Source organism: Prevotella sp. RM4 (genome assembly GCF_000701965.1).
GTDB lineage: Bacteria > Bacteroidota > Bacteroidia > Bacteroidales > Bacteroidaceae > Prevotella > Prevotella ruminicola.
In genome coordinates this window covers 978295-1002916 of sequence record NZ_JNKG01000007.1, presented here as the reverse complement: position 1 = coordinate 1002916, position 24622 = coordinate 978295, and the positions used below count along the sequence as shown (strand labels likewise).

Here is a 24622-nt window from a genome sequence, read left to right as displayed (position 1 = left end):
TAAGATTAAGGAACTAAATAATATTGGATGGAGCAACACTACTCGTACATATATGATGGAATGAACGCCTTTGAGAAAGAAGTCAAGCGATGGATTGATTTCTTTTTCGCAGGTATATGTCTGATTGTATTCTCACCATTGTTTTTAGCTTGTTATATTGCTATCAAGCGCGACCACGATGGTCCAGTGATTTTCAAACAAGAACGTATAGGCCGATTCGGACGACCGTTTACTATCTATAAGTTTCGCAGCATGACGGTTAACGCCGAATCCAAGGGGCCACAACTGTGTAGTGAGCACAGAGACAAGCGCCTTACTAAAACAGGCAAGTTTCTGCGCGAGCATCATCTCGACGAACTGCCTCAGCTATGGAATATCTTCATAGGCGATATGGCCTTTATCGGTCCGCGTCCTGAACGAAAATTCTATATCGACCAGATTATCCAGCACGATCCACGCTACACCTATCTTTATCAGATACGTCCAGGCATCACATCGATGGCCACACTCTATAACGGCTACACCGATACGATGGAGAAAATGCTGAAACGATTAGAGATGGACCTCGACTACCTGAAGCATCGCTCATGGTGGCTCGATGGCAAGATCCTGTGTCTTACCTTCCTCAAGATAGCCTTTGGCAAGAAGTTCTAAAACTTTCTGAACTCCAGATGTGTGGTGTTATTATCAAGCACCATTCTGCTACTGGTCAACTCTGAGATGCGAAACTCGGTACTGGTATTGCTAATGCCATAAGGTATGAGCATATCAGCATCCTTGAGGGCAACATCGTCGGAGTCGCGATCCACTCTGTAAGGATCCGACAGCTTCAGTTTATCACCTTCGCGAGTAAAACTCATCACAATATCCTGATGCACTTTTTTCACATCACGCAGTTCCAGAATGTGTCCCTGAAAAGCCCAAGTGATGCCTGGCGAAGAACTCATCTGCCAAAAGCCATCAAGATGTCCGTTGGCCGAATCTTCTTTATCACAGCTGGTCAGCAACAAGGTTACACCTATTATAATATATAATAAACGCTTCATCTTTACAAACTGTTATTTAATCAATCCTGTTTTTACGACAGACAGTTGGAAGCCGAAGTTGTCGCCTCGCAATTTACCGAAGTCGGCAGCTACAGCACCTTTTATGCTCCAACCATCCTTTAGCATATAATCAGCCTCAGCCATACAACTTACATTCTCCATGGGGTTGACTGGCAAGTAATAATACGAGCCATAACTCTTTTGCCATGAAGCCAGCACGCGATAGTTCAACTGCTGCAAGGGCGAACCGCTAAAACCTAAATGCCAAGCCACAAAGCGGTTATGCTCTACCTCAATATGTCCATCGGCATTATACAGCGGAGATACATAAAGCGGATTACCCATCACCTGTCCCCAATGCTGCCAACCGGTATAGAGATGGTGATTGTAGTAATTGTCGCGCCCACTTATCTGATAGCCTACATGACTGGTCTTATCATGATAAACCGGGCCAGCCTGATACTTGGTGTACAGATACTCTACAACAATAATGTTGAGCCAAGCATTATCCTTCAGTTTCAGTTCGGCACCTAACAGCCAATCCTTAAAGTCGTACCAGAAGTACTTGTTGCCACTCTTGTTTACATGAAACATCATAGAGTTATCCTCGAAAAACTGATCGGCATATACAGCCAGATTCCAGGTGGGCTGATCGTAACTAAAACGTGCTACCCACGAACCCAACTGGTTACCTTCGGCATTCTTAAAATTGCCATCGGTAGCATCAGTTCCGCCTGGAATAAAAGCATTCTTAAAGGCTTTTAAACCGCCATCATTGTCATACACCTTTTCTACGCCATTCTCAAACAGATGCGAGGTACCACCAAACTGGCAGGCCATTTCTAAGCCTAACTCGGCAGTAAAGTTGCCTGGACCAATCTTCAGATATCCTGCCTTACTATGGTAGAGCGTGCCTTCGGTATATCGGTTCTGCGGAGCCACAAAATCCTTTTGCCAACCATCGTCGGTGGTTTTGCCGTAAGCGATATGTCCCTTCAGCGCCAACCAGTTATTTGTACCTGGGATAGTCCAGTATTCAGGCAACGCCAATCGTACCTGAGGCACAGGACGGGCATTGATACCCAAGGTTTGAGAACCTGAACTCAGAGCCTGGTTCTTCAGTTCCATCGGATATTCCTTGGCACCGACAGTTAGTGTTCCCTTCAGCCAGCGACCTTCGACATAAGCCTGCTGAACCACCAACGTACTGGTGAAACCGGCTGCCACAGCCACATCGGCCCCATATCCAATCCCCCACTTGCGCCCATCATCAGCACTGAGCTTTCGTTCTATTGCGCCACGCACATAGCCATTAGTGGTTTTCAGCGAACTAAGTCCATACTTGTTGGCATTCAACCACAAGGGTGCATGATCGCCCGACGACAAGGTAGCCTGCATCTCAACCCGATACTGAACACTATCGGTAAGCGAATGCTGCTGAGCGCTTATAGCCAAAGGGCTACACATTATTAATAATATAGACCAGAATTTCTTCATACTGGGGGCAAAGATACGAATTTTTTCTTTCTTAAAAATACTTTTAGGGAATTTCCTCTACCTAATTAGGGAAAATCCTTTGCGTATAAACCCAAAATGTTGTTTCTTTGCACTGTGATTAACAAAACAGAATGTGAAACCATTTAAATGATACGATTATGAAGAAGATGTTTTTCGCACTGATGGTGATGCTGACCTCGACAATGGCAGCGAGTGCAATGAGCTACGAGCAGGCCCGCAACGAAGCCCTGTTCCTCACCGATAAGATGGCGTACGAGCTGAACCTCACCGACGAGCAGTATGAGGCTGCATACGAGATAAATCTGGATTATCTGATGGGCGTAGCCGGACGCGATGATGTTTTTGGCACTTACTGGGAGCGCAGAAATCTTGATTTGAGCTATATCCTGTTCGACTGGCAGTGGAAGTCGTACATTGCAGCCAGCTACTTCTACCGTCCACTTTACTGGGAGGCTGGTTACTGGCACTTTGGAATCTATCGTCGCTATCCGCATCGCGATTTCTTCTACTTTGGTCGTCCGCACTTCTATGCAACCTATCGTGGTGGACATGCCTGGCACATTCATGGCACTCATGGCTACTACTATGGACGCAGAGAGCACTTCCGTCCTACTCACAGAGAGCACTTCGGAATGCACGATCGCTGGAATCGTGGCGACTTCCGCAACCCTCGTCACAGTTCAACCCGTGTAACTGGTCGTCACGATAGTCATCGTATCGATGGTCGCCACGACAATTCTCGTCGTATCGAAGGCCGTCATGACAACCGCCGCATCGAGAATCGAGATAATAGCATGAACCGTCACCACAACGATATCAATCGCCATAACGATACCAATCGTAATAATGGTTCGTTCAGTGGTCATCGCGGTGGTAGCAACTCACACACCAGAAGTATGGGCGGCGGTGCATCGCACAGTACATCACACGGAACTCGCAGCGCTGGTGGCGACAGCCGCATGGGAGGACGCCGATAAAACTTACAACTCAAGGATGCGGACCTCGGCGTTCTGCATCCTTTGAATTTCGTTCATTGGCTTTTGATAGTAATATGATTGTATAGCTTTGTTGATGATGCCATGGCCTACGGCCAATACCTTCTTTCCGGGGAATGTCTGCTTGACATACGCGATGAATTCGCCCGCCCTGGAAAGAAGGTTTTCTAATGTCTCGATATCATCAGGCCAAACCTCGCCTTTCAAATCAGGAATAAAGCGCCCGGTAAAGCTTCCCCAGTCGCGTTCACGCAGCAAAGGCGTAGTAAGCACCTCTAACTGATGTGGTTCGGCAATGATACGGGCGGTATCAATAGAGCGTTTCAAGTCGCTGGCCAATATAATATCAATCTCCTTATTCTTCCACTGCTCGCTGAACTCACGAGCCTGCTGAACACCATTTTCGTTCAACTCGCCCTGAGTTTGTCCCTGCATAATCTGGTTGGCGTTATCTACCGTCTCGCCATGTCGTACTAAGTATAAAGTTGTCATCATCTATTAAATTTTGCTGCAAAATTACAGAATAATTTGCTTTTTCCACCTTATTTTATTATTTTTGCAGCGTAAAACTTAGAATTATTATATATGAAGATATTACAAAGTTCCATTTTCCGTGCCATTTGCGCCATAGCCATTGGTATCATGCTGATTAAGTATCCTGATAATACTGTAAACTGGATTACAGTTGCTATAGGTATATTATTCCTGCTGTCGGGTGTTATCTCGATGGTGGTTTATTACAATGCCACCAAGCATGTTGCCGAATATAAGATTATGGACGAAAACGGACAGGTGATAGCTGGTGACAAACCGGCTTTCCCACTTGTTGGTTTGGGTAGTATTATCCTAGGACTGATGTTGGCCCTCACCCCAACTGTATTTATTACTGCCCTGATGTACATCATCGGTGCCATATTGGTTCTGGGTGCTATCAATCAGTATATGGCATTGGTAAGAGCACGCCGACTGGGCGGTATCGGCTTTGGTTATTGGATATTCCCATCGTTCATTCTCCTCACAGGTCTTTATGTGATGATTAAACCCATGAGTCCAGCCAGCATGGCTATGACAATATTAGGTTGGTGCTCGCTGCTCTATGGTGTTACCGAGATTATCAACTCGCTGAAGATTCACTCTAACAAGCGTAAAGCCGAGAAGGCTCAGGAGATACCTGTAGCCGAGGAAGTGAAAGATGACGATAAAAAAGTTACGGAAGTGACTACACTCCCGTAACGATTCCTTCGATATATGTCTTAAGGATGTGGATACCCGTGCGGTTATCTCCACCCCAGGGAACAATCAGGTCGGCAAACTTCTTTGTTGGCTCGATGAATTGTTCGTGCATGGGCTTCAGCACCTTTTCGTAGCGATCCAGTACCATTTCTACTGTTCGTCCACGCTCTACCACATCGCGACGGATGTTACGAATCAAACGTACATCACTATCAGTATCTACAAATATCTTCAAGTCCATCATATCACGTAGTTTCTTGTGATGCAAGGCCATAATGCCCTCGATAATAATCACAGGCTTTGGCTCTACGTGGATAGTCTCCTTCTGTCGGTTACTCTCGATATACGAATAGGTGGGCTGCTCAATAGCCTCGCCATTCTTCAACTTCTTGATATGCTCGGTGAGCAACTTCCAGTCGAAAGCGTCTGGATGGTCGAAGTTGATAGCCTTACGCTCCTCAGGAGTCATACCCGTTGTATCGTTATAATACGAGTCGAGGGGAACAACTGCTGCACAATGAGGAGGCAGAGCCTTGGATATTCTCTTAACTACGGTAGTCTTACCCGAACCGGTACCGCCTGCAATTCCAATGATTGTCATAATCTTAAGTATTTAAATACGATGTTATAAAATTCTGCTTTACGCTCTGTTTTCATGGGGTAAGCCCTCGAACTGCTTGGCATGCGATAGAGTCGTATCACCCTGTCGTCAAGTGTAAACTCTGCATACTCGCCAACTTTAGGGCCTTTAATACCATAATGGTTACAAAATACGTCGGTGGCCAACTGGCCTGCTGTTATCACAGCCTCGCAGCAAGGCAAGCTTCTGAGCATGGCATCAAGATCGGTCTCTTCTACAATTTCCAAGTCCTTATCCGAAGCATTATCCTTTGTTCTGCGAATACGGGTGGCCGTATCATACATGGCAATTCCTTTTTCATTCAGGAAAGGGATAATCCGTTCCAAATCAAAGCGTTTCTCCTGCTCCAATACAAAATGCTGCTTGTTATCAAAGAAACAGATGCCAAAGATACGCCACATGTCGTTGATGAAGTTGGGGTAATAGAAACGCATACACCATCGCTTTTCAGCAGGAGGGAAAGTGCCGAGCATCAATAGCTTAGCATGCCCAGGCAGAAAAGGCTCGAAGGGATGTGATTCTATTATTTCGCTCATCAGTTCTTCTTCAAATAAACCAAAGTGGGTAAGTGATCGCTATAGCCGTTCAGCCATTTGCCACCAGCGGTGGTACGTAGTGTATTGCCACGATATGCGCCTTCCTGCTGAATCAGGTAATCGCGACGGAACACCTGATAATCAAAGAGTTTCAATGTAGAGTAATCCTCCTTACCTGACTTATTGAGCAGATTCGACGAGAGGATAATCTGATCGAACAGGTTCCATGAGCCCTGGAACTGAAGTGTACCCTGACCAGAGGCCAACATATTCCACCAAGGATTATAAAGTCCTCCCTCCTCTACTTCACTTATTTCGCGTCTGGCACCCAGGCATTTTGCCATCGATGCATCGTTGGGGTCATCGTTCATATCACCCATGATAAACAGCTTTACCTTGGGATCATCCTTCTGCAACGAGTCTTTTACTACACGCAACTGCGAACCACCATCCTCACGGGCATACGATGGTGCACCACGCGATGGCAGATGATTAACGATAATAGTAACATGCTCTTTGGCCATCGTACCACTAACCACCAGGAAACCACGAGTAGCACGACCGGCATCCTCTGGTCTATTATATATATAAGGTACAAGCTTTACATGATTAACCTTAAAAAGCTGGGGATTGTAAAGCAAAGCACAATCAATACCACGCTGATCGGGACCTTCGATATGCACGAACTTAAAGTTGCGAGCCTTCAAAGCAGGCTGATTGCATAGATCGGTCAAGCACTTGGCATTCTCAACCTCTGCCACACCAATGGCAGCACAACCAACCTCGGGCAACTTATCGGTACCCATGTCGGCCAGCACGCGAGCCATGTTATGCAGCTTGCACTTATATTTCTCGGCATCCCACTTAAATGTGCCTTCAGGCATGAACTCATAATCGTTCTTACCCTCATCGTGAGTGGTATCAAAAAGATTCTCAAGATTATAAAAACCTATGCCATATACTTGTTGCTCCTTTTTATTCTTGGCTTGGCATCCCACCAAAACAAGGAGTAATAAAAACGTTAAAAACTGAAATTTACGCATATTAGTACTGTTTATGCTTGCAAAAATAGCACAAAAAATTGAGTAAACAAAGAAAAAAGCACAAAAAGTTTGTAAATTCGGAAAAATCTTCGTAACTTTGCACCCGCTTTATGCGAAATTAGTATTTATAACATTAATATTTAAACTCAAAATGAAAAAAGGTATTCATCCAGAAAACTATCGCCCCGTCGTATTCAAGGATATGTCCAACGGCGATATGTTCCTTACGAAGTCTACTGCAAAGACAAATGACACTGTAGAGTTCGAAGGCGAAACTTACCCAGTGGTAAAAGTCGAAATTTCAAGCACCTCTCACCCATTCTACACAGGTAAGAGCAAGCTCGTTGACACTGCAGGACGTGTTGATAAGTTCATGAGCCGCTACGGTAAGGCTGCGAAGAAGTAAGATAAAACCGCAAAGAACATTAAAAGATGCGTCCATGGTAGTTGCATATGCCAAGGCCGCATCTTTTTTTTTATTACAACAACCCGAATATTATTACAACACGATATGAAAACAGTTTATGACTTCACTGTCAAGGACAGAAAAGGAAAGGACGTATCTCTGAAAGAATACGCCAACGAGGTGCTGCTGATTGTAAACACAGCAACTAAGTGTGGATTCACTCCACAATACGATGAACTGGAGAAACTCTATGAGCAGTATCATAGTCAGGGTTTCGAGATTCTCGACTTCCCCTGCAACCAGTTCGGACAGCAGGCACCTGGTACCGATGAGAGTATCCACGAGTTCTGCAAGCTGAACTTTGGTACTGAGTTCCCACGCTTTAAGAAGATTAAGGTAAATGGCGACGACGCCGATCCTCTGTATAAGTTCCTTCAGGAGCAGAAGGGCTTTGCCGGTTGGGATATGAGCCACAAGATTGCCCCTATTCTCGACGACATGCTCTCGAAAGAGGATCCTGACTACAAGCAGAAAGCTGATATTAAGTGGAATTTCACAAAGTTTCTGATTAACAAGAAGGGACAGGTTGTTGCTCGTTTCGAGCCCACTGAGAATATCGAGAATATTGCCAAGCAAATTGAAGAGCTGCTTAAGTAATAGCCAACATATAAATAAACAGATATCATATGGAACATACTAAGTGTTTAATTATCGGTAGTGGCCCTGCTGGATATACAGCTGCCATTTACGCCTCGCGTGCCAACTTGAATCCTATCGAGTACAGCGGCATGCAGCCTGGCGGACAGCTCACTCAGACCACTGAGGTTGAGAATTTCCCTGGCTATCCTCAGGGTGTTGACGGCAACCAGATGATGATGGACCTACTGGAGCAGGCTCAGCGTTTTGGTACCGATATCCGTAACGGCGAGATTGTGAAGGTCGACTTCTCAAAGGCTCCCTACGTTTGCACAGCCGATGACGGCACAGAGATTGAGGCCGACACCGTGATTATCGCTACAGGCGCCTCAGCCAAGTACTTAGGTCTCGACGATGAGCGCAAGTATAACGGACAGGGCGTATCAGCCTGCGCTACCTGCGACGGATTCTTCTATCGCAAGAAGACAGTTGCCGTAGTTGGTGGTGGCGATACAGCTTGCGAGGATGCCCTTTACCTGGCAGGATTGGCCAAGAAGGTGTATCTGATTGTACGCAAGCCATTCCTTCGCGCCTCACAGGTGATGCAGCAGCGTGTGAAGGAGAACGAGAACATCGAGATTCTGTTCGAACATAACACCCTTGGTCTTTATGGCGAGAATGGTGTCGAAGGTGCCCATCTGGTTAAGCGTAAGGGCGAAGCCGATGAGGAACTGGTTGACATTGCTATCGACGGCTTCTTCCTGGCTATTGGCCATAAGCCCAATACCGATATCTTTAAGGAGTGGCTGGATATGGACGAAACAGGCTATCTGAAGAAGATTGACGGAACACCTAAGACCAAGGTTCCTGGTGTATTCGTAGCTGGCGACTGCGCCGACCCTGTATATCGTCAGGCTATCTCTGCTGCAGGTTCAGGTTGCCAGGCGGCTATCGAGGCAGAGAGATTCTTGTTGAATAAGTAATATAAATGAGAAAAGGCTCGTCTCACGACGAACCTTTTCCCCAAAAAAATTACTTAAAAAACTAAATTAATCAACCATAAACCTTAACCATTAAAATCTTTTTCTGATGCAAAGATATGGCAAGTTTTTGAAATGGATGTTTAATTTAAGTTTTTTGTTGTTGAAAATGCGTGAACTAACGCAAAATGAACACAAAATCACTAATTTTATACATTTTAACGCTTAAAACGGCAAATTTTATCGAAAAAAGTTGATTTGTATCGAAAAAATAACTATTTTTGCACAACCAATAATTATAAAAGTATGGACAACCGTTTACTATTAGCCCTCATCATAATGGTAATTCTGACCATTATTCTCCTCGTAGGAAGACGTTTATTCCTGCGAAGCCAAAAAGTGCGAAGAAGATTACGACTCAGCGCCATATTTACAAATATTACGCACGAGCTTCTAACTCCCCTATCAGTCATCTCGGCCTCTGTCGACAAATTGCGCGACACCGAACCGCAGTACAGTCATGAATACGACTTGATGCAATTCAACATTCAGCGCATGGTGAGACTGTTACAGCAGATTCTGGAAACCAGCAAATCTGATGCGGGCCAGCTACGGTTGCTGGTTGCTCAGGGCGATGTAATGAAGTATATACGCCAAACCGCCGAATGCTTGGAGCCACTTATTGGCAAGAAAGACATGAAGTTCAGTATCAACTGTCAGCCAGAAAGCATGATGGGCTGGATTGATACCGACAAGTTGGATAAGATTATCTATAACTTATTATCTAACGCAGCCAAATATGGCAAAGAAGGTGGCACCGTGTCGATCAGCGCCATCACCAACGATAAATACGACGAGGTAGAAATCAAGGTGAGCGACGATGGCGATGGTATCTCTGCCAAACAGATGAAACACCTGTTTAAACGCTTTCATGATGGCGATTACCGACAGCATCAGACAAATGGAACTGGGTTAGGTCTGTCGTTAACGCAGGATCTGGTTTATCTGAACAGAGGAACCATCACCTGCCACAGCGAAGAGGGAAAGGGCACAGAGTTTATCGTCAGACTCCCTATCAAGAAAGAAGCCTTTGCACCTGATCAGATTGACGAAAAGCATAAGATTGATTTCAATATTCCTAAGAACACCATCGTAGATATCAATACCATCGTACCAGATATAAATGCTGATCCAGAGGATCCTATTGAGGATGGCTATAAATTATTGGTAGTAGAGGACAATCTGGAATTACTGATGCTGATGCAGCAACTGCTAAAGACCACCTATCATGTTTACATAGCCCGCAATGGTGCCGAGGCTATAAAAGTGATACATGAAAAAGAGCTCGATCTGATTATATCAGATGTGATGATGCCCGAGATGGATGGTATCGAACTGACCAAAGCCGTTAAAGCCGACCCTAACTATAATCACCTGCCCATCATCCTGCTGACAGCCAAGACACAGGAGGAAGACGAGAAGGAAGCATTACAAAGCGGAGCCGACGAATATCTGAGAAAACCATTCCGCTTAGGCGATCTGAAACTACGCATCGATAACATCATCGAGAATCGCAAACGCATGCAGACAGAATTCAGTCAGTTCAGTGCTGAGGAAGAAGTAAAACACATTGCCAAAGCCCCAAGTCCCGACGAAGCTTTTGTTAATCAGGTTCTGGCAAACATCCATAAACACATCGACGACGAATCTTATGATCGCGATGCATTAGCTGCCGACATGGGCACCAGCGCTTCCACCTTATATAATAAGTTACGCTCTATCACTGGCATGAATGTATCGGCTTTTATTCGTGATGTAAGAATGAAAGAGGCCCGACGCCTGGGCATGGAGAACCCCAACCTGCGTGTCAGCGATCTGGCTTATAGCGTTGGATTCCATGATCCACGCTACTTTGCTACTTGCTTTAAGAAACAGTTTGGCATTCAGCCGAAAGAGTTCTTGGAGAGTTTGCTGAACTCAAAACAAAAAGGGCCAGGAAGGTAAGCGCACCATTCATCATCAGCAACTCATAACCAAACCGATAACCAGCCAAATGCCAGGTTATCGCATCAATGGCATAGCATAGCAAAGGCGATGCGATGCAGATATAAGGCACATACCGATCGCGTGGCATACGTTTGGTAAGCATGCCAAAGGCAAAGAGTCCCAACAGCGGACCGTATGTATAGCCACAAATCGTATAGATGGCATCAATCACACTTGTTGAGTTCAGCAGTCTGAACAGCAGAATCATCACCACAAACAAGATGCTGATACCCAGATGGGCACGCTTACGCAACTGCTCGTCGCCTGCCCTACCCCTGATATCTACGCAATAACTGGTGGTAAGCGATGTTAAAGCCGAATCGGCACTCGAGAACGAGGCTGCCACAATACCTATTGTAAAAGGAATCAGTACCGACAATCCGCTACGCTGAACAAATCCAGGCAGCAAAGTATCTGATACGCCCGTTTCGCCCAGCATCACCAGCAGAACACCCAACGACAAGAACAGCAGATTAGCAGGCACAAAAGCCACACCATAGGTACACATATCCTTCTGAGCCTCTTTCAGCGTTTTACATGTCAGGTTCTTCTGCATCATGTCCTGATCAAGTCCGGTCATCACAATCACAATAAACACACCGCTCAGAAACTGTTTCCAGAAGTTCTGCTTCGAAACCCAGTCGTCCATCACAAACATCCTGCTATGCTCATCGGCAGCTATCGCACTAACAGCCTCAGGTATCGTCATTCCCAGTTCGCCCACCACCTTATATATAATAAGGAGAAGGGCTGAGAACAGACAGATGGTTTGGAAAGTATCGGTCCACACCAATGTCTTGATACCTCCACCCCTTGTATAAAGCCAGATAAGGGCCACCATCGCCGATACGGTTACCACAAACGGAATACCCATCTCATCGAACACAAACTGCTGCAGAATCATACAAACCACATAGAAACGCACCACTGCGCCCGTCATCTTCGACAACAGGAAAAACGAGGCGCCTGTTTTATAGGCACGAGGGCCTAATCGCTTTCCCAGATAGGAATAAATGGTTGTGAGATTCAAGCGATAGTAGAGCGGAAGCAGGATGAATGCAACTGCAAAATAACCCAGAATAAAGCCCAGACAGGTTTGCATATAAGTCATATCGATACTGGTTACCATACCAGGCACCGATACAAAGGTTACACCAGATATCGACGCACCAACCATACCAAACGCCACCATATACCATGGCGACTGACGATTACCACGAAAGAAGGTATCGTTAGTAGCACGGCGCGCAGTCAGTCGGCTGATAGCAAACAAAACTGCAAAATAGCCTAATATTATTGCAATCATCCACATAATCGTGTGCAAAGTTACACTTTTTTTCAAAATTATCAATTATCAACTCTCAATTATCAACTAAAAATGTTATCTTTGCAGTCAGAATTCCAAATTCTAAAACGTATTATATTATGTCTAAACAAAAAAAATTCATCCTCCAAGAGAGTGAGATTCCCACACAGTGGTACAACATTCAGGCTGACATGCCAACCAAACCAATGCCTCCCATCCATCCTGCCACCAAGCAGCCTCTGGGTGTAGACGATCTGGCACACATCTTCCCTCGTGAGTGCTGTGTACAGGAGCTTGATACTGAGCATCGCTGGATTGATATCCCAGAAGAGGTGCTCGAGAAGTACAAGTTCTATCGTTCAACTCCATTGGTTCGTGCCTATGCGCTCGAGGAGGCTTTGGGAACACCTGCCCATATCTACTTTAAAAACGAGAGTACCAACCCATTGGGTTCACATAAAATCAACTCTGCCATTCCTCAGTGCTACTACGCCAAGCAGGAAGGCACCACTAACGTAACCACCGAAACCGGTGCCGGACAGTGGGGAGCAGCTCTTTCATACGCTGCCAAAATCTACGGTCTCGACTGCGCTGTTTATCAGGTAAAGATTACCATGCAGCAGAAGCCATACCGCTCAAGCATTATGCGTACCTTTGGTGCTGTGGTCGAGGGTTCACCTTCGATGTCAACCCGCGCTGGTAAGGATATCCTGACTAAGGATCCTACCCATTCAGGTTCATTAGGTACAGCCATCTCTGAGGCTGTTGAGCTGGCTACTACCACTCCTAACTGTAAGTACACCTTAGGTTCGGTATTAAACCACGTAGGTTTGCATCAGACCATCATCGGTCTTGAGGCCGAGAAGCAGATGGAGATGGCTGGCGAGTATCCTGATATCGTGATTGCTTGCTTTGGTGGAGGTTCTAACTTCGGTGGTATCGCCTTCCCATTCATGCGCCACAACCTGTGCGATGGCAAGAAGACCGAGTTTATCGCTGCCGAGCCCGACAGCTGTCCTAAGCTCACACGTGGTCAGTTCCGCTACGACTTTGGCGACGAGGCTGGTTACACCCCATTGCTACCCATGTTCACACTGGGTCATAACTTCAAGCCAAGCAACATCCACGCTGGTGGTCTGCGTTATCATGGTGCTGGTATGATTGTAAGTCAGCTGTTGAAGGACGGACTGATGCGTGGTGTTGATATCCCACAGCTTGAGACCTTCGAGGCTGGTATGCTGTTTGCACGCACCGAGGGTATCATCCCTGCTCCTGAGAGCTGTCACGCTATTGCCGCCACCATCCGCGAGGCTAAGAAGTGCAAGGAAACTGGCGAGGAGAAGGTGATTCTCTTCAACCTCTCAGGTCATGGTCTGATTGATATGCCAAGCTACGACTCATTCATCAAGGGCGACCTGCAGAACTACACCGTTACTGATGAGATGATTGCCAAAAACCTGGCCGAGCTTGATAAGCAGTAATCTTATTTTATCAGAAATAGCAATCCCCACTCGTTTGAGTGGGGATTATTGTTTTCGCTTAGAATATGCGACCAGTAATCGTAAGTTTCAGTACAGGATAAACGGTCCATTTATCAATGATCTTTGATAAGTCATCATCGCTATCATTCAACTCGTTTATCTTAACCTCCTTATTGTCCTGATATACTTTAAGCTTTCCCATAAACTGGCAACCAGCCTCGAAACGGAAACCTACGCGATGCTTGGGTACCAGGCGTCCCACACCCAGTCCGACGTACGGACGGAAATTCTTTACGCGGATATCGCCGTTGATATCACCATTCTCGTCGAACTTTACATTATATTTGTCAAGTTCGGCAGAGATGCTATTCAGAATCACATCCTTGAAAGTTGGAAAAGTAGTAATAGCACTCTGTATAGCATCGCTATGACCTGTCAGTTTGCCAAGTTTCTCACCACCAAACGAGAAACCACCAGCCACGAAGAAAGTAGAATTGCCTCCGAATGGGTAGATGTTCAACTTTACATCCATTGTGGTACGCTTCAAATTGCCAGTAATCTTAACTTTGTCGTGGTTAGGAATAGTAACCTGTGCAGGAAGCGATCCAAGATTGTAATCTACGTTAACATCACCCTTAATCTTGACGCCTGGCATAAAGTTCACACCAGCACTCAGTTCCAGATAGTCGGTGATAGGTGCAGCTACACCCACGCCGATACCCTCGGTGCTTGCCGATACATTCAAACCTACGTGGTTAAAAACCCCACGCTCATAATACTCTTGTGCCGATGCAGTAGTTATTCCCATCAACAACGCAAAACTTGCAATCAGTAGTTTTTTCATATTCGTAAGTGTTTGATATTAGTATTACTACATTCTTATCAGTTGCAAATATAAATATATTCTTCCTAAAATGCAAATTTTTACTCTAAAAAAAAGTACCTAAAGAAAAAATGCACTCTAAGTACTTTGCAATTGAAAAGTACCTAGAGTGCAAATTACACCTAAAACTTATCGTTTTTTATCGGATTCTATCCATCGAGCGAACCAGCTTTTCATCTGCCAGGATAGCTCGGCGAGCCATCAGGTAAAGTATCAGGGCAATTGCAGGGAACACTGCAGGCCATGAGGGACGGAAACTTACAGCACCCCACGACTTATCGCCTACCATCTGACCAACAACGAAAAATACGACATACCAACCAATGATAAACAACACATTGAAGAGACAGAACAAAGCCTGCATCTTACGGTTGTTATATATAAATATGGTATAGGTAGCGATTACCGCTGTAGGCAGCAGAACAGCCATCAAGGGCCAGGTATCAAAATGATGCTTGCCAATGGGGTCGGTGTACCAAAGGTTATACACCTTTGCCACAGAGATACCACCCAACTTGAATGAGCCTATCTGCATACAAAGACAAATGACGGTCATAATAATGGCCGCCAAAAGATATAATGTCTGCTTACGCTGTATCATATTAATCTTCCTGATTCTGGTTCTCGCGAGAAGGATCACGCCAGTAAACCTTATCCTCAATAAACTCCTGAGTAGCCAGAAGACTTGGTTTTGGCAGCTTTTCGTAGTAACGAGAAATCTCGATCTGCTCACGATTCTCGAATACCTCCTCGAGCGAATCGTTATATGAAGCGAACTCAGCCAGCTTCTTAGAGAGATCGTCCTTAATCTGCAGACTGATCTGATTGGCGCGCTTGCCAATGATAGCTACACTCTCGTAGATGTTACCTGTGTCCTCACACAGATCCATAATGTTACGTGTTACGGTGTTAACCGGTGCTTTTGACTTCTTATAATCCATATCTTAATCTTTAATAACTTTTTTGCACTTATTGATAAACTTCTCGGCCATAGCGGCATTCTTCGACTCAGGGAACTCGTTCAGGAATCCGTAGCACTCGTCCTCGGCATCGCGATAACGATCCATACGCTTCTCCTCCGAACTGTTCTCGGCCAACTCGAACTTAGCCTTCATAATGAGCAGCATCAAATCCTCGCGGATACTGCAGTAAGGATAGTTCTTCAGGCAGTTCTGAGCCGTAATGATACAAGCATTGTAGTTACTCTCCTCGTTTGAGTTGATGTTACCGAAGTAGCCACCCAGATTATAATACAACTCGGCTGAGAGATACTCCTTCTGAATCAGCTTCTCGTGGAGCTCGTACAAACGTGACTGAGCCTGAGGACGAAGCGATGACTCGGGATAGAGATCCATAAACTGCTGGTAGGCAGTAATGGCGCCATTAGTAGGCGACTGATCCAGTCGAGGCTCGGGGGCACTCTGATACAACGACTGACCTACATAGAAGTAAGCCAACTCGGCATAGGTTCCACGAGGATAGCTTGTAGTATATTTCTTGAAAGTTTCCGAAGCAGCATCGTAATCCAGATTGCCGTACTGAGCCATACCCAACATATACAGACACTCCTGAGCTTCGTCGGAGCCTTTCTTGATAGTCACCAGTTCTTCCAACAGCGAAGTAGCCTGCTGGAATTTTCCACATGCGAATGCTTCTTTAGCATACTCATACTTATAATCAGTGTCACCATACTTGTAGACACTGTTAAACTCTGAGGCGCAACTGCTAAGCAGTAATGCCGCACATGCCAATGTAATGATACCTTTATTCATATTCGGGGTGCAAAATTAGCACTTTTCGGTCAAATAACAAAGTTTTATGTAAGGTTTTTGGCGTTTTTTGATGTTTTTTTAATAACTTATTCGTATCTTTGCACACTCAATGAGCAAATTTATACTAACATCGGAATATAAACCCACTGGCGATCAGCCCGAGGCGATACGTCAGTTAACTGAGGGATTGGATCGCGGAGACCGTGCTCAGGTACTGCTTGGAGTAACGGGATCGGGTAAGACATTTACGATGGCAAACGTGATTGCGCAACACAATCGCCCTACCCTGATTCTGAGTCATAACAAGACATTGGCAGCACAGCTTTACGAAGAAATGAAAGGTTTCTTTCCGCAGAACGCCGTAGAGTATTATGTAAGCTATTATGACTACTATCAACCAGAAGCATACCTACCCACCACCGATACTTACATCGAAAAGGATCTGGCCATCAACGACGAGATCGACCGCTTGCGTCTATCCGCCGTATCCAACCTACTTTCAGGTCGTAACGATGTAGTTGTGGTATCATCCGTATCATGCATTTATGGTATGGGAAGCCCGGTAGCGCTTCAGGAGAATGTAATCGAGCTGAAGAAAGGTCAGATTCTTGACCGCAATGCTTTGTTAAGAAAGTTGGTAGCCGCATTATATGTACGAAACGACTTGGATTTGCAGCGAGGTAACTTCCGCGTAAAGGGCGATACCGTAGATATTGCGATGGCCTATAGCGAGGTGGTACTCCGCATTACATTCTGGGACGATGAGATCGACGCCATCGAAGAGATGGATGCCGTTACCTTTGACCGACTGGCCAGTTTCGACGAATACCGCCTGTACCCAGCCAACCTTTTCATGACCTCGCAAGAGCAAACCAACATAGCCATCCACCAGATTCAGGACGACCTGATGAAACAGGTGCTCTATTTCGAGGAGATTGGCGATAACATCAAGGCTCAACGCATTAAGGAACGCGTAGAGTACGACATGGAAATGATTAAGGAACTGGGCCATTGCTCGGGTATCGAGAACTATAGCCGCTATTTTGATGGTCGCCAAGCTGGCGAACGTCCTTACTGTCTGCTGGATTTCTTCCCCGACGACTATCTGCTCATTATCGACGAGAGTCACGTAAGTGTACCGCAAATCAGCGCCATGTATGGCGGCGACCGCAGCCGCAAGCAGAACCTGGTAGAATACGGTTTCCGTTTGCCTGCCGCCTTCGACAACCGACCGCTGAAGTTCGAGGAATTCCAGCAGGAAGTGAATCAGGTGATCTACGTGAGCGCTACCCCAGCCGATTACGAATTGAATGAGGCCGAGGGCGTAGTGGTTGAACAGGTTATCCGTCCTACAGGACTGCTCGACCCAGAGATTGAGGTACGCCCCAGCGAGAATCAGATTGACGACTTGATGGACGAGATCCTGACTCGTAGTCATCGTGGTGAGCGTGTACTCATCACCACACTGACCAAGCGCATGGCCGAGGAACTCACAGAATATCTGCTGAACCACAGCGTAAAAACCGCCTACATCCATAGCGATGTAGCCACACTGGACCGCGTAAAGATTCTGAGCGATTTGCGCCAAGGTGTTTACGACGTACTGGTAGGTGTAAACCTGCTTCGTGAAGGTCTCGACCTGCCCGAAGTATCACTCGTTGCCATCCTCGATGCCGACAAAGAGGGATTCTTACGCAGCCACCGCAGTTTAACACAGACAGCCGGTAGAGCTGCCCGTAACGTAAACGGCAAGGTGATTATGTATGCCGATACCATCACGGCATCGATGCAGCTAACCATCGACGAAACCCTGCGCCGCCGCCTGAAACAGATGAAATACAACGAGGAGCATCACATCACTCCAAAGCAGATCGTGAAGAACCTGAGTTTCAACGCTTTACAGAAGGAGAACCGTGCCGACACGAAGGAGCTTATGCGTAACTTCTCGATGGCTGCCGAAAACGGCGATGCTGGTGTGAGAGTGGCTGCCGACCCGATAGAGGAACGCATGACCCGACCGCAGATGGAAAAGCTGATAGAAGAGACAACACGCAAGATGAAAGAAGCTGCCAAACAGCTCGACTTCCTGCAAGCTGCACAATATCGCGATGAAATCGTTCGTTTACAAAAGGAATTGGAACTTAAATAAAAAGTGAAAAGATAATAAAATCCGTGTTAATCCGTGTAATCCGTGCCTGATTATAAAAAAATCTTAGTACTTTTGCACGGTTTTATTAAAATAAAAAAGGTTATATGAAAAAGTTTTTGATAGCCATACTGATGGCAATGCCTGTAATAGCTTCGGCTCAGGACAATACTTGGGAGCGTATCGAACAGGAACCTGTTGCAACTGTTAACCCAGATGCCAAATATCTGGCAGAAGGTGCAGTACCAGAGGTTGACGGCAAGGTTTGCTGGCAGACCACCATCAAAGCGCCAGGCAAATCGGCTCAGCAGATTTACGACATTCTGCTTAAGCAGATGGAAAAGATGGTTAACGAGCCCAACCAGATTGCCAATAGCGCCGTTGCCATTAAGGATGCCGACAAGCATGAGCTGGGCGCCGTATTCCACGAGTGGCTGGTATTCAAGAACACCACCCTGTCGCTCGACCGCACTCAGTTTAACTTCCAGCTGATTGTAAAATGCAGCGACGAGCAGGCCGATGTAAAAATCGCCCACATTTCGTATAACTACGACATCGACCGCAAGCCCGTACGCTATAATGCTGAAGAATGGATTACCGACAAGTATGCCGTTAACAAGAAGCATACCAAGCTGTATCCACTCTCGGCTAAGTTCCGCCGCAAAACAATTGACCGTAAGGACTTTATCTTCAACAAGTTCAATACGTTGTTAAACGATAAATAAATAACATGAGCAAAGACCAGATACGCAATATTCTGAATTTAATCTTTATGATTGGCGCAATCGTAGGGCTGATTTTCTTTTTCTCTAAGAACGAAGAACGACATACCCTCGGTTTGTACATCATCTTATTCTCGATGTGCTTCAAGATAGCCGAAACGTCTATGCGAATGATCAAATAATCTATGTACAGAAGACTATCCACACTTATCGTAGCACTATTGGCGCTGGCTCATGTCAGCGCTCAGACTGATCGTGATTTCAATCAGATTGACGAGAACGGAAATGTAAGCCGTCGAAGCGAGAACTTCAACAAGCATAGCAAGGATACCACTCAGCACAAGGAGATTCCAAAGGGACTCTACACGTGGACTATCGACAGAAGGTTTGGTGATGTAATTCCTACAGAGCCCGACACCCTGTCGCACTTGTTTATGAATACCACTTTCAATAGTGGCATGTATGGCGACTATAACACCACGGGAAGCAACTATACCGCCCGACTGAGTCGTATCTTTATCGACCGTCCTTATGGCGATTACTTCATATTCACCGAGCCCTACAGTTTTGTGAATAAGAAGCCAGACGAATTGCTGTACATGAACACCTTGTCGCCCTATACCAGCGTACTTTACGACAACTGCGGCGATAAGACCAACGGCGAGGACCATATCGATGCGAAATTCGCAGTAAACGCCAACAAGCGACTCAACTTTGGATTCGATCTGGATTATGCTTATGCCCGCGGCTATTACAGCAATCAGAACGTTTCGCATTTTAACGGAACCTTGTTTGGTTCGTATTTAGGCGACCGCTATCAGATGCATTTCTTCTTTAATGCCGCTCACCAGAAAGCTTCAGAGAATGGTGGTATCACTACCGATGATTATGTAACCCATCCCGAATCATTCACCGACAATTATACTGAGAGTGAAATTCCTACCGTGCTCTCAAAGAACTGGAACCGTAACGACCACCAGCACCTGTTCCTGAGTCATCGTTACAACATTGGTTTCTATCGCATGGTTAAGATGACCGACGAAGAAATCAAGGCCCGCCAGTTTGCCAAGGAATCGATGAAGGAGCACGAGGCAGAAAAGGAGCAGCAGGATGCCGACAAGAAAGAGCTACGCAAAGAAAAAGATACCAAGAAGCCAACCGGTCGCCCCGAAGGAGCCAAGGTGGTAGGCAAAGAGCCACAAAGAGACGCGCTCGATATAGCTGCCGACACCACCCGCATAAAAATTGACGGTCAGGCTGCCATCGATAGTTTGAATCGACTGCAGGCTATTCAAGATTCTATCGACGCCACGATGAAACGCGAATACGTACCTGTAACCAGTTTCATCCACACACTCGATATCAGCAATTACAACCACATCTATCAGGCCTATAGCACGCCAACAAATTATTACCAGAACACCTATTATAAACAGGGTCTGGTATATGGCAACGACTCGATTTACGATCAGGTTAAGCACCAGCATATCAAAAACACGTTGGCATTGGCCCTGCTCGAAGGCTTCAATAAATACGTAAAAGCCGGCCTGAAGGCATTTGTTTCGTACGAGCACAACACCTATCAGATGCCTGAATTGGAGAATGGTTTGCTGCTTTGGAATAAGTGGAAAGAGTATAACCTGACATTCGGTGCCCAGCTGAGTAAGACACAAGGCAAGACACTGCATTTCAACCTGACTGCCGAGCGATGGCTTTCGGGAGCTGATGCAGGCGACATGACTATCGACTTCAGTACCGATCTGAACTTCCCATTATTAGGCGATACCGTCCAGCTGGCAGCATCAGCTTTCTATCAGCAGTGCAACCCTGTATTCCTGCAAGCCACCTATCACTCTAAGCATATCTGGTGGGATAACAATTTCGACAGAGAAAAACGCAGTCGCATTGAGGGTATGTTCAGTTATCAGAAGACCAATACCAAACTGCGCATAGCTGCCGAAAATATCAAGAACTACACCTACTACGGTATGAGTTACGACCTGACCGATAATGGAGGACGTAAGAATATGACCGCAGGTGTATATCAGGAAGGCGAGAATATCCAGATACTTACAGCTCAGCTGCATCAGAACTTCCGCTTGGGCCCACTGAACTGGGAGAACGTTATCACCTATCAGAAATCCAGCAACAAGGAAGTTTTACCCTTGCCCGACCTGAATATCTTCACCAATCTTTACCTGAAGTTTAAGATTGCCAAGGTGCTGGGTGTAGAACTGGGTGCTGATGCCACCTACTTTACCAAGTATTACGCTCCCGATTTCTGCCCTGCCATCAATCAGTTTGCAGTTCAGAAGAACGAGGCCAGCCGTATTGAATTAGGTGAGTTCCCCTTTATTGACGTTTATGCAAACATGACACTGAAGGGTGTAAGATTCTTCCTGGTAATGACCAATGTGGTAAACAATGGTGCAAACCACATGAAGTTCCTCACACCACACTATCCCACTAACGGATCGGTAATACACTTTGGTGTTTCGTGGCCTTTCTTCAACTAAACAAGCAGAAGTCCAAGACTCACACAAACACCATAGATAAAGATATTACGCGCTGTTTCTCCTAAGCAGAGATTCAGCGCTTTTCCTTGGTATATGCGCTTAATCTTCAGATAAGTGATAAAGTGCAGCACGAGATAGATGAATGGGAATACAAAAGCAAGCAGATGACCATTCAACAGGAATGTACCACCCAGAATCATAGCGCCAACACCTACACCTATATATAACTGCAAACCGGCTTTAGCACCCAAACGCACAATAATGGTATTCTTACCAGCCTGACGATCGTTATCTCTGTCGCGGAAATTATTCACTATCAAAAGCGCATCGATAACCAGTCCGCAAGCTATCGAAGCAAGTACCAACTCCCAAGTAAACTCATGAAGCTGTATATAATAGGTACAGCAGACAGGAACCAAACCAAAAAACACAAGTACCAGCAAATCGCCTAAGCCTTGATACGAGAACCACGTGGTATAAAGGAATGCAAATAACACACATATCATTCCAACCAGCACCATCTCGAAACCGCCATAATACACCAACGGCAAACCTATCACACAAGCAATGCAGGTTGTCAAGGCAATCGCTTTCTTCATCGAATCGAGTTTTACCCAGCCTTGGGCACAGGCTCTACGCGGACCTAAGCGTGTTTCAGCATCGTCGGTACCATTCACAAAATCAAAAAAATCGTTGATAAAGTTGGCATCAATCTGCATGGCAAAGGCGAACAGCAAGCACAGCAATGCCGCTACCCAGCTAAACGTTCCTTCACCATACTGCGCTGCGTCAGAATATGCCAAAGCCATACCTATCATCACAGGAACCGCAGCTCCTGATAATGTTTTTGGACGGGCGGCCAACAACCATGCTTTAGCCGAATCCGTCACTATTTTTTGTTCTTCTGCCATAATTTTCTTAAAATTTCTTGCAAAAGTAACTACTTTTTTGTAAATTTGCAAAGAAAATCAAAACTTTTTATGACAAGCAATACCCCGAGTCTGGATTTAGTGGAGTTTATCGAGACACAGATTCTCCCAAAATACGCTGAGTTTGACCGTGCACATAACATGGAGCACGTCACAAGAGTTATACGCAATTCTCTCGAGCTGGTTAGGGCTACGGGAGCTGACGTCAACATGGTTTATACCATTGCTGCCTACCACGATCTGGGCATGTGCGGCCATCGCGCCGATCACCATATGCGTGGCGGTAAGATTCTGGCAGCCGATGCCCGCCTGAAAAAATGGTTCTCGATCGAACAGATCAAGATTATGAAAGAGGCAGTGGAGGATCATCGTGCATCAGCCAGTCGCAGTCCCCGTTCTATATACGGCAAGATTGTGGCCGAAGCTGATAGAGACATCGATGCCGACCGTATTATTCGTCGCTGCATCCAGTTCGGCTTGGCTAACTATCCCGAGAAATCAGTTGAGGAGCATTGGGCCCGCTTCAAAGAGCACATGGCCAGCAAGTACTCAAAAGACGGTTACATAAAACTATGGATTCCCAATTCGCCGAACGCTAAACGACTCAACGAATTGAGAACCATTATCGAACAGCCACAACAACTTCGTGAGGCTTTCGACCGAATTTTCCCTGAAGAGACAGCTATCTCAGATACAGAAAGTAAATAGCTGCAAGAGCTACAACCATCGCTATCAGAATGGCCGACTTGATGAGACAAGAAGCAACTTTCTTAATCACCAAGAAGGCTACCACGATGGCTACCAGCACAAATATGTAATAACTTACGTTTCCCATTTTACTTAAACAGTTTTTTGAATGCAGTTGGAACAGGTGTTTCGAACTCCATAGGCTCACCGGTTACTGGGTGATGGAAGCACAGCAGCCAGGCATGCAGACAAAGGCGGTGGATAGGATCATCGCCATTACCGTACTTGGTGTCGCCACAAACAGGGTGTCCCATATCGGCTGAATGCACACGAATCTGATTCTTACGACCTGTTTCGAGCTTAAACTCTACCAAAGAGTGATCGGTAGTGCGGTCTAACACATGATAATGCGTAACGGCATATTTACCACCATTATCGGTTGGCGACGAATAAGTTACATACGCCTTATTATCCTTCAGCCAGTTGGCAATAGTACCCTCATCGTTCTCCATTTCGCCTGAACAAACAGCTACATATCGGCGATCGTACACGATATCATGCCAGTTATGCTCCAGAATCTGTTCGGTTTCTATATCCTTGGCATAAACCATCAGTCCACTGGTATCACGATCCAGTCGGTGTACCACATGTGCCGTACATTTCTGACGCGATTTCTTGAAATAATCATCCAGCACTGTTTTTACGTTCAGTGATGAGTGACCAGCCGCCATCGAGAGAATGCCCTCAGCCTTCTCAATCACAATCAGCCATTTATCCTCGTAAACGATTTTCACGTAACGACTCTTGAACGACTGCTGATTGCGTTTGGTTTTGCTAACAGCCACCTTCATACCTGGCTCCAACTGAAAATCAAACTGACTCACAGTCTTGCCATTTACTTTGATACCTCTACCCTGCAGAGTCGCCTTTATCTTTGAACGACTTTGCTGAACATTAGCCAACAACCATTCCAACAATGGCATCGACTCGTTGACCACCAGGTGCTCATAGTCACCCTCTCGGTTATAGCCTGCGTTATATCTCATATTGGGTGCAAAGATACAAAAAAAACCGCAGATTCGAAAACCTGCGGTCTTTTTT

Annotated in this window: 26 protein-coding genes; 12 read left to right on the top strand and 14 right to left on the bottom strand. The window is 45.8% G+C overall.

All coding sequences use genetic code 11. The annotated features are described in order from the left end of the window. The first annotated feature begins 27 nt into the window (after nucleotides 1-27). Nucleotides 28-654 (top strand): sugar transferase, encoded by a 627-nt coding sequence (locus T499_RS0105290; protein WP_013063779.1) that lies wholly within the window; start codon nucleotides 28-30, stop codon nucleotides 652-654. Here the strand turns inward: T499_RS0105290 and T499_RS0105285 are convergent. Together T499_RS0105285 and T499_RS0105280 are read right to left on the bottom strand one after the other, a co-directional pair. Then, nucleotides 651-1046, bottom strand: a complete 396-nt coding sequence (locus T499_RS0105285) for a lipocalin-like domain-containing protein (RefSeq protein WP_013064896.1) — start codon at nucleotides 1044-1046, stop codon at nucleotides 651-653. The genes T499_RS0105290 and T499_RS0105285 overlap by 4 nt on opposite strands. Before the next feature lie 12 nt (nucleotides 1047-1058). Further along, nucleotides 1059-2543, bottom strand: coding sequence for a capsule assembly Wzi family protein (locus tag T499_RS0105280; RefSeq protein ID WP_033149993.1), 1485 nt, complete (start codon nucleotides 2541-2543; stop codon nucleotides 1059-1061). Nucleotides 2544-2701: 158 nt separating this feature from the next. Here T499_RS0105280 and T499_RS14825 point away from each other — a divergent pair, with 158 nt between their 5' ends. After that, a complete protein-coding gene (locus T499_RS14825; protein WP_033149992.1) occupies nucleotides 2702-3541 on the top strand; it encodes a hypothetical protein in 840 nt (279 codons plus the stop codon). A gap of 3 nt (nucleotides 3542-3544) precedes the next feature. Here T499_RS14825 and T499_RS0105270 read toward each other — a convergent pair whose 3' ends face one another. Continuing rightward, nucleotides 3545-4051: a histidine phosphatase family protein gene (locus T499_RS0105270; protein WP_033149991.1), complete on the bottom strand. Its 507-nt coding sequence runs from the start codon at nucleotides 4049-4051 to the stop codon at nucleotides 3545-3547. A 93-nt stretch (nucleotides 4052-4144) separates the two neighbouring features. On the opposite strand from T499_RS0105270, the gene T499_RS0105265 reads away from it, so the two are divergent. Further along, nucleotides 4145-4792 (top strand): HdeD family acid-resistance protein, encoded by a 648-nt coding sequence (locus tag T499_RS0105265; RefSeq protein ID WP_033149990.1) that lies wholly within the window; start codon nucleotides 4145-4147, stop codon nucleotides 4790-4792. Here the strand turns inward: T499_RS0105265 and udk are convergent. Genes udk through T499_RS0105250 form a run of 3 tightly spaced genes read right to left on the bottom strand, consistent with a single transcriptional unit; the run spans nucleotide 4779 to nucleotide 7011 of the window. Next, nucleotides 4779-5393, bottom strand: coding sequence for a uridine kinase (gene udk, locus T499_RS0105260; protein WP_013065046.1), 615 nt, complete (start codon nucleotides 5391-5393; stop codon nucleotides 4779-4781). The two genes, T499_RS0105265 and udk, sit on opposite strands and share 14 nt — an antisense overlap. Then, nucleotides 5390-5968 carry a uracil-DNA glycosylase family protein gene (locus tag T499_RS0105255; protein ID WP_033149989.1) on the bottom strand — a complete coding sequence of 193 codons (579 nt, stop codon included), beginning with the start codon at nucleotides 5966-5968 and terminating at the stop codon, nucleotides 5390-5392. The genes udk and T499_RS0105255 overlap by 4 nt, the downstream gene beginning before the upstream one ends. Further along, nucleotides 5968-7011 (bottom strand): endonuclease/exonuclease/phosphatase family protein, encoded by a 1044-nt coding sequence (locus tag T499_RS0105250; RefSeq protein ID WP_033149988.1) that lies wholly within the window; start codon nucleotides 7009-7011, stop codon nucleotides 5968-5970. The genes T499_RS0105255 and T499_RS0105250 overlap by 1 nt, the downstream gene beginning before the upstream one ends. 151 nt (nucleotides 7012-7162) lie before the next feature. Here T499_RS0105250 and T499_RS0105245 point away from each other — a divergent pair, with 151 nt between their 5' ends. From T499_RS0105245 to T499_RS0105230, 4 genes are all read left to right on the top strand, one after another. After that, entirely contained in the window at nucleotides 7163-7417 is a 255-nt protein-coding gene (locus T499_RS0105245; RefSeq protein ID WP_013064062.1) for a type B 50S ribosomal protein L31, read from the top strand. Nucleotides 7418-7522: 105 nt separating this feature from the next. Next, complete coding sequence (locus tag T499_RS0105240; RefSeq protein WP_028908565.1) at nucleotides 7523-8074, top strand: glutathione peroxidase; 552 nt, start codon at nucleotides 7523-7525, stop codon at nucleotides 8072-8074. A 29-nt stretch (nucleotides 8075-8103) separates the two neighbouring features. Further along, entirely contained in the window at nucleotides 8104-9036 is a 933-nt protein-coding gene (trxB, locus tag T499_RS0105235) for a thioredoxin-disulfide reductase (protein ID WP_033149987.1), read from the top strand. A 396-nt stretch (nucleotides 9037-9432) separates the two neighbouring features. Beyond that, nucleotides 9433-11037 (top strand): hybrid sensor histidine kinase/response regulator transcription factor, encoded by a 1605-nt coding sequence (locus T499_RS0105230; protein ID WP_198021243.1) that lies wholly within the window; start codon nucleotides 9433-9435, stop codon nucleotides 11035-11037. Here T499_RS0105230 and T499_RS0105225 read toward each other — a convergent pair. Beyond that, nucleotides 10958-12391 carry a sodium:solute symporter gene (locus tag T499_RS0105225; RefSeq protein ID WP_033149986.1) on the bottom strand — a complete coding sequence of 478 codons (1434 nt, stop codon included), beginning with the start codon at nucleotides 12389-12391 and terminating at the stop codon, nucleotides 10958-10960. The two genes, T499_RS0105230 and T499_RS0105225, sit on opposite strands and share 80 nt — an antisense overlap. 113 nt (nucleotides 12392-12504) lie before the next feature. On the opposite strand from T499_RS0105225, the gene T499_RS0105220 reads away from it, so the two are divergent. Then, a complete protein-coding gene (locus T499_RS0105220; protein WP_033149985.1) occupies nucleotides 12505-13866 on the top strand; it encodes a TrpB-like pyridoxal phosphate-dependent enzyme in 1362 nt (453 codons plus the stop codon). Between the two features lie 58 nt (nucleotides 13867-13924). Here the strand turns inward: T499_RS0105220 and T499_RS0105215 are convergent, their stop codons facing one another. The 4 genes from T499_RS0105215 to T499_RS0105200 all read right to left on the bottom strand — a co-directional run bounded on the left by T499_RS0105215 (nucleotide 13925) and on the right by T499_RS0105200 (nucleotide 16521). Beyond that, on the bottom strand, nucleotides 13925-14710 hold the full coding sequence (locus tag T499_RS0105215; protein WP_033149984.1) for a hypothetical protein: 786 nt from the start codon (nucleotides 14708-14710) through the stop codon (nucleotides 13925-13927). Between the two features lie 178 nt (nucleotides 14711-14888). Further along, nucleotides 14889-15350, bottom strand: coding sequence for a DUF4293 domain-containing protein (locus T499_RS0105210; RefSeq protein WP_028908010.1), 462 nt, complete (start codon nucleotides 15348-15350; stop codon nucleotides 14889-14891). Nucleotide 15351: 1 nt separating this feature from the next. Continuing rightward, nucleotides 15352-15690 (bottom strand): DNA-directed RNA polymerase subunit omega, encoded by a 339-nt coding sequence (locus T499_RS0105205; RefSeq protein WP_013063820.1) that lies wholly within the window; start codon nucleotides 15688-15690, stop codon nucleotides 15352-15354. A 3-nt stretch (nucleotides 15691-15693) separates the two neighbouring features. Further along, nucleotides 15694-16521, bottom strand: coding sequence for an outer membrane protein assembly factor BamD (locus T499_RS0105200; protein ID WP_013063050.1), 828 nt, complete (start codon nucleotides 16519-16521; stop codon nucleotides 15694-15696). Nucleotides 16522-16630: 109 nt separating this feature from the next. Here T499_RS0105200 and uvrB point away from each other — a divergent pair, with 109 nt between their 5' ends. The 3 genes from uvrB (at nucleotide 16631) to T499_RS0105180 (ending at nucleotide 21905) form a co-directional block, all read left to right on the top strand. After that, nucleotides 16631-18670: an excinuclease ABC subunit UvrB gene (gene uvrB, locus T499_RS0105195; protein WP_033149983.1), complete on the top strand. Its 2040-nt coding sequence runs from the start codon at nucleotides 16631-16633 to the stop codon at nucleotides 18668-18670. A gap of 104 nt (nucleotides 18671-18774) precedes the next feature. Beyond that, the gene (locus T499_RS0105190) at nucleotides 18775-19392 is read left to right on the top strand and encodes a DUF4468 domain-containing protein (RefSeq protein ID WP_033149982.1); all 618 of its coding nucleotides are present in this window, start codon (nucleotides 18775-18777) and stop codon (nucleotides 19390-19392) included. A gap of 182 nt (nucleotides 19393-19574) precedes the next feature. After that, nucleotides 19575-21905 carry a putative porin gene (locus T499_RS0105180; protein ID WP_033149980.1) on the top strand — a complete coding sequence of 777 codons (2331 nt, stop codon included), beginning with the start codon at nucleotides 19575-19577 and terminating at the stop codon, nucleotides 21903-21905. On the opposite strand, the gene menA is transcribed toward T499_RS0105180, so the two are convergent. Further along, on the bottom strand, nucleotides 21902-22816 hold the full coding sequence (gene menA / locus T499_RS0105175; RefSeq protein WP_033149979.1) for a 1,4-dihydroxy-2-naphthoate octaprenyltransferase: 915 nt from the start codon (nucleotides 22814-22816) through the stop codon (nucleotides 21902-21904). The two genes, T499_RS0105180 and menA, sit on opposite strands and share 4 nt — an antisense overlap. Before the next feature lie 69 nt (nucleotides 22817-22885). On the opposite strand from menA, the gene T499_RS0105170 reads away from it, so the two are divergent. After that, the gene (locus T499_RS0105170) at nucleotides 22886-23542 is read left to right on the top strand and encodes an HD domain-containing protein (protein ID WP_033149978.1); all 657 of its coding nucleotides are present in this window, start codon (nucleotides 22886-22888) and stop codon (nucleotides 23540-23542) included. Here the strand turns inward: T499_RS0105170 and T499_RS14820 are convergent. Together T499_RS14820 and T499_RS0105165 are read right to left on the bottom strand one after the other, a co-directional pair. Beyond that, a complete protein-coding gene (locus tag T499_RS14820) occupies nucleotides 23517-23669 on the bottom strand; it encodes a hypothetical protein (protein ID WP_170857807.1) in 153 nt (50 codons plus the stop codon). The two genes, T499_RS0105170 and T499_RS14820, sit on opposite strands and share 26 nt — an antisense overlap. A gap of 1 nt (nucleotide 23670) precedes the next feature. Then, the gene (locus tag T499_RS0105165) at nucleotides 23671-24567 is read right to left on the bottom strand and encodes an RluA family pseudouridine synthase (protein ID WP_033149977.1); all 897 of its coding nucleotides are present in this window, start codon (nucleotides 24565-24567) and stop codon (nucleotides 23671-23673) included. Nucleotides 24568-24622: the final 55 nt, after the last annotated feature.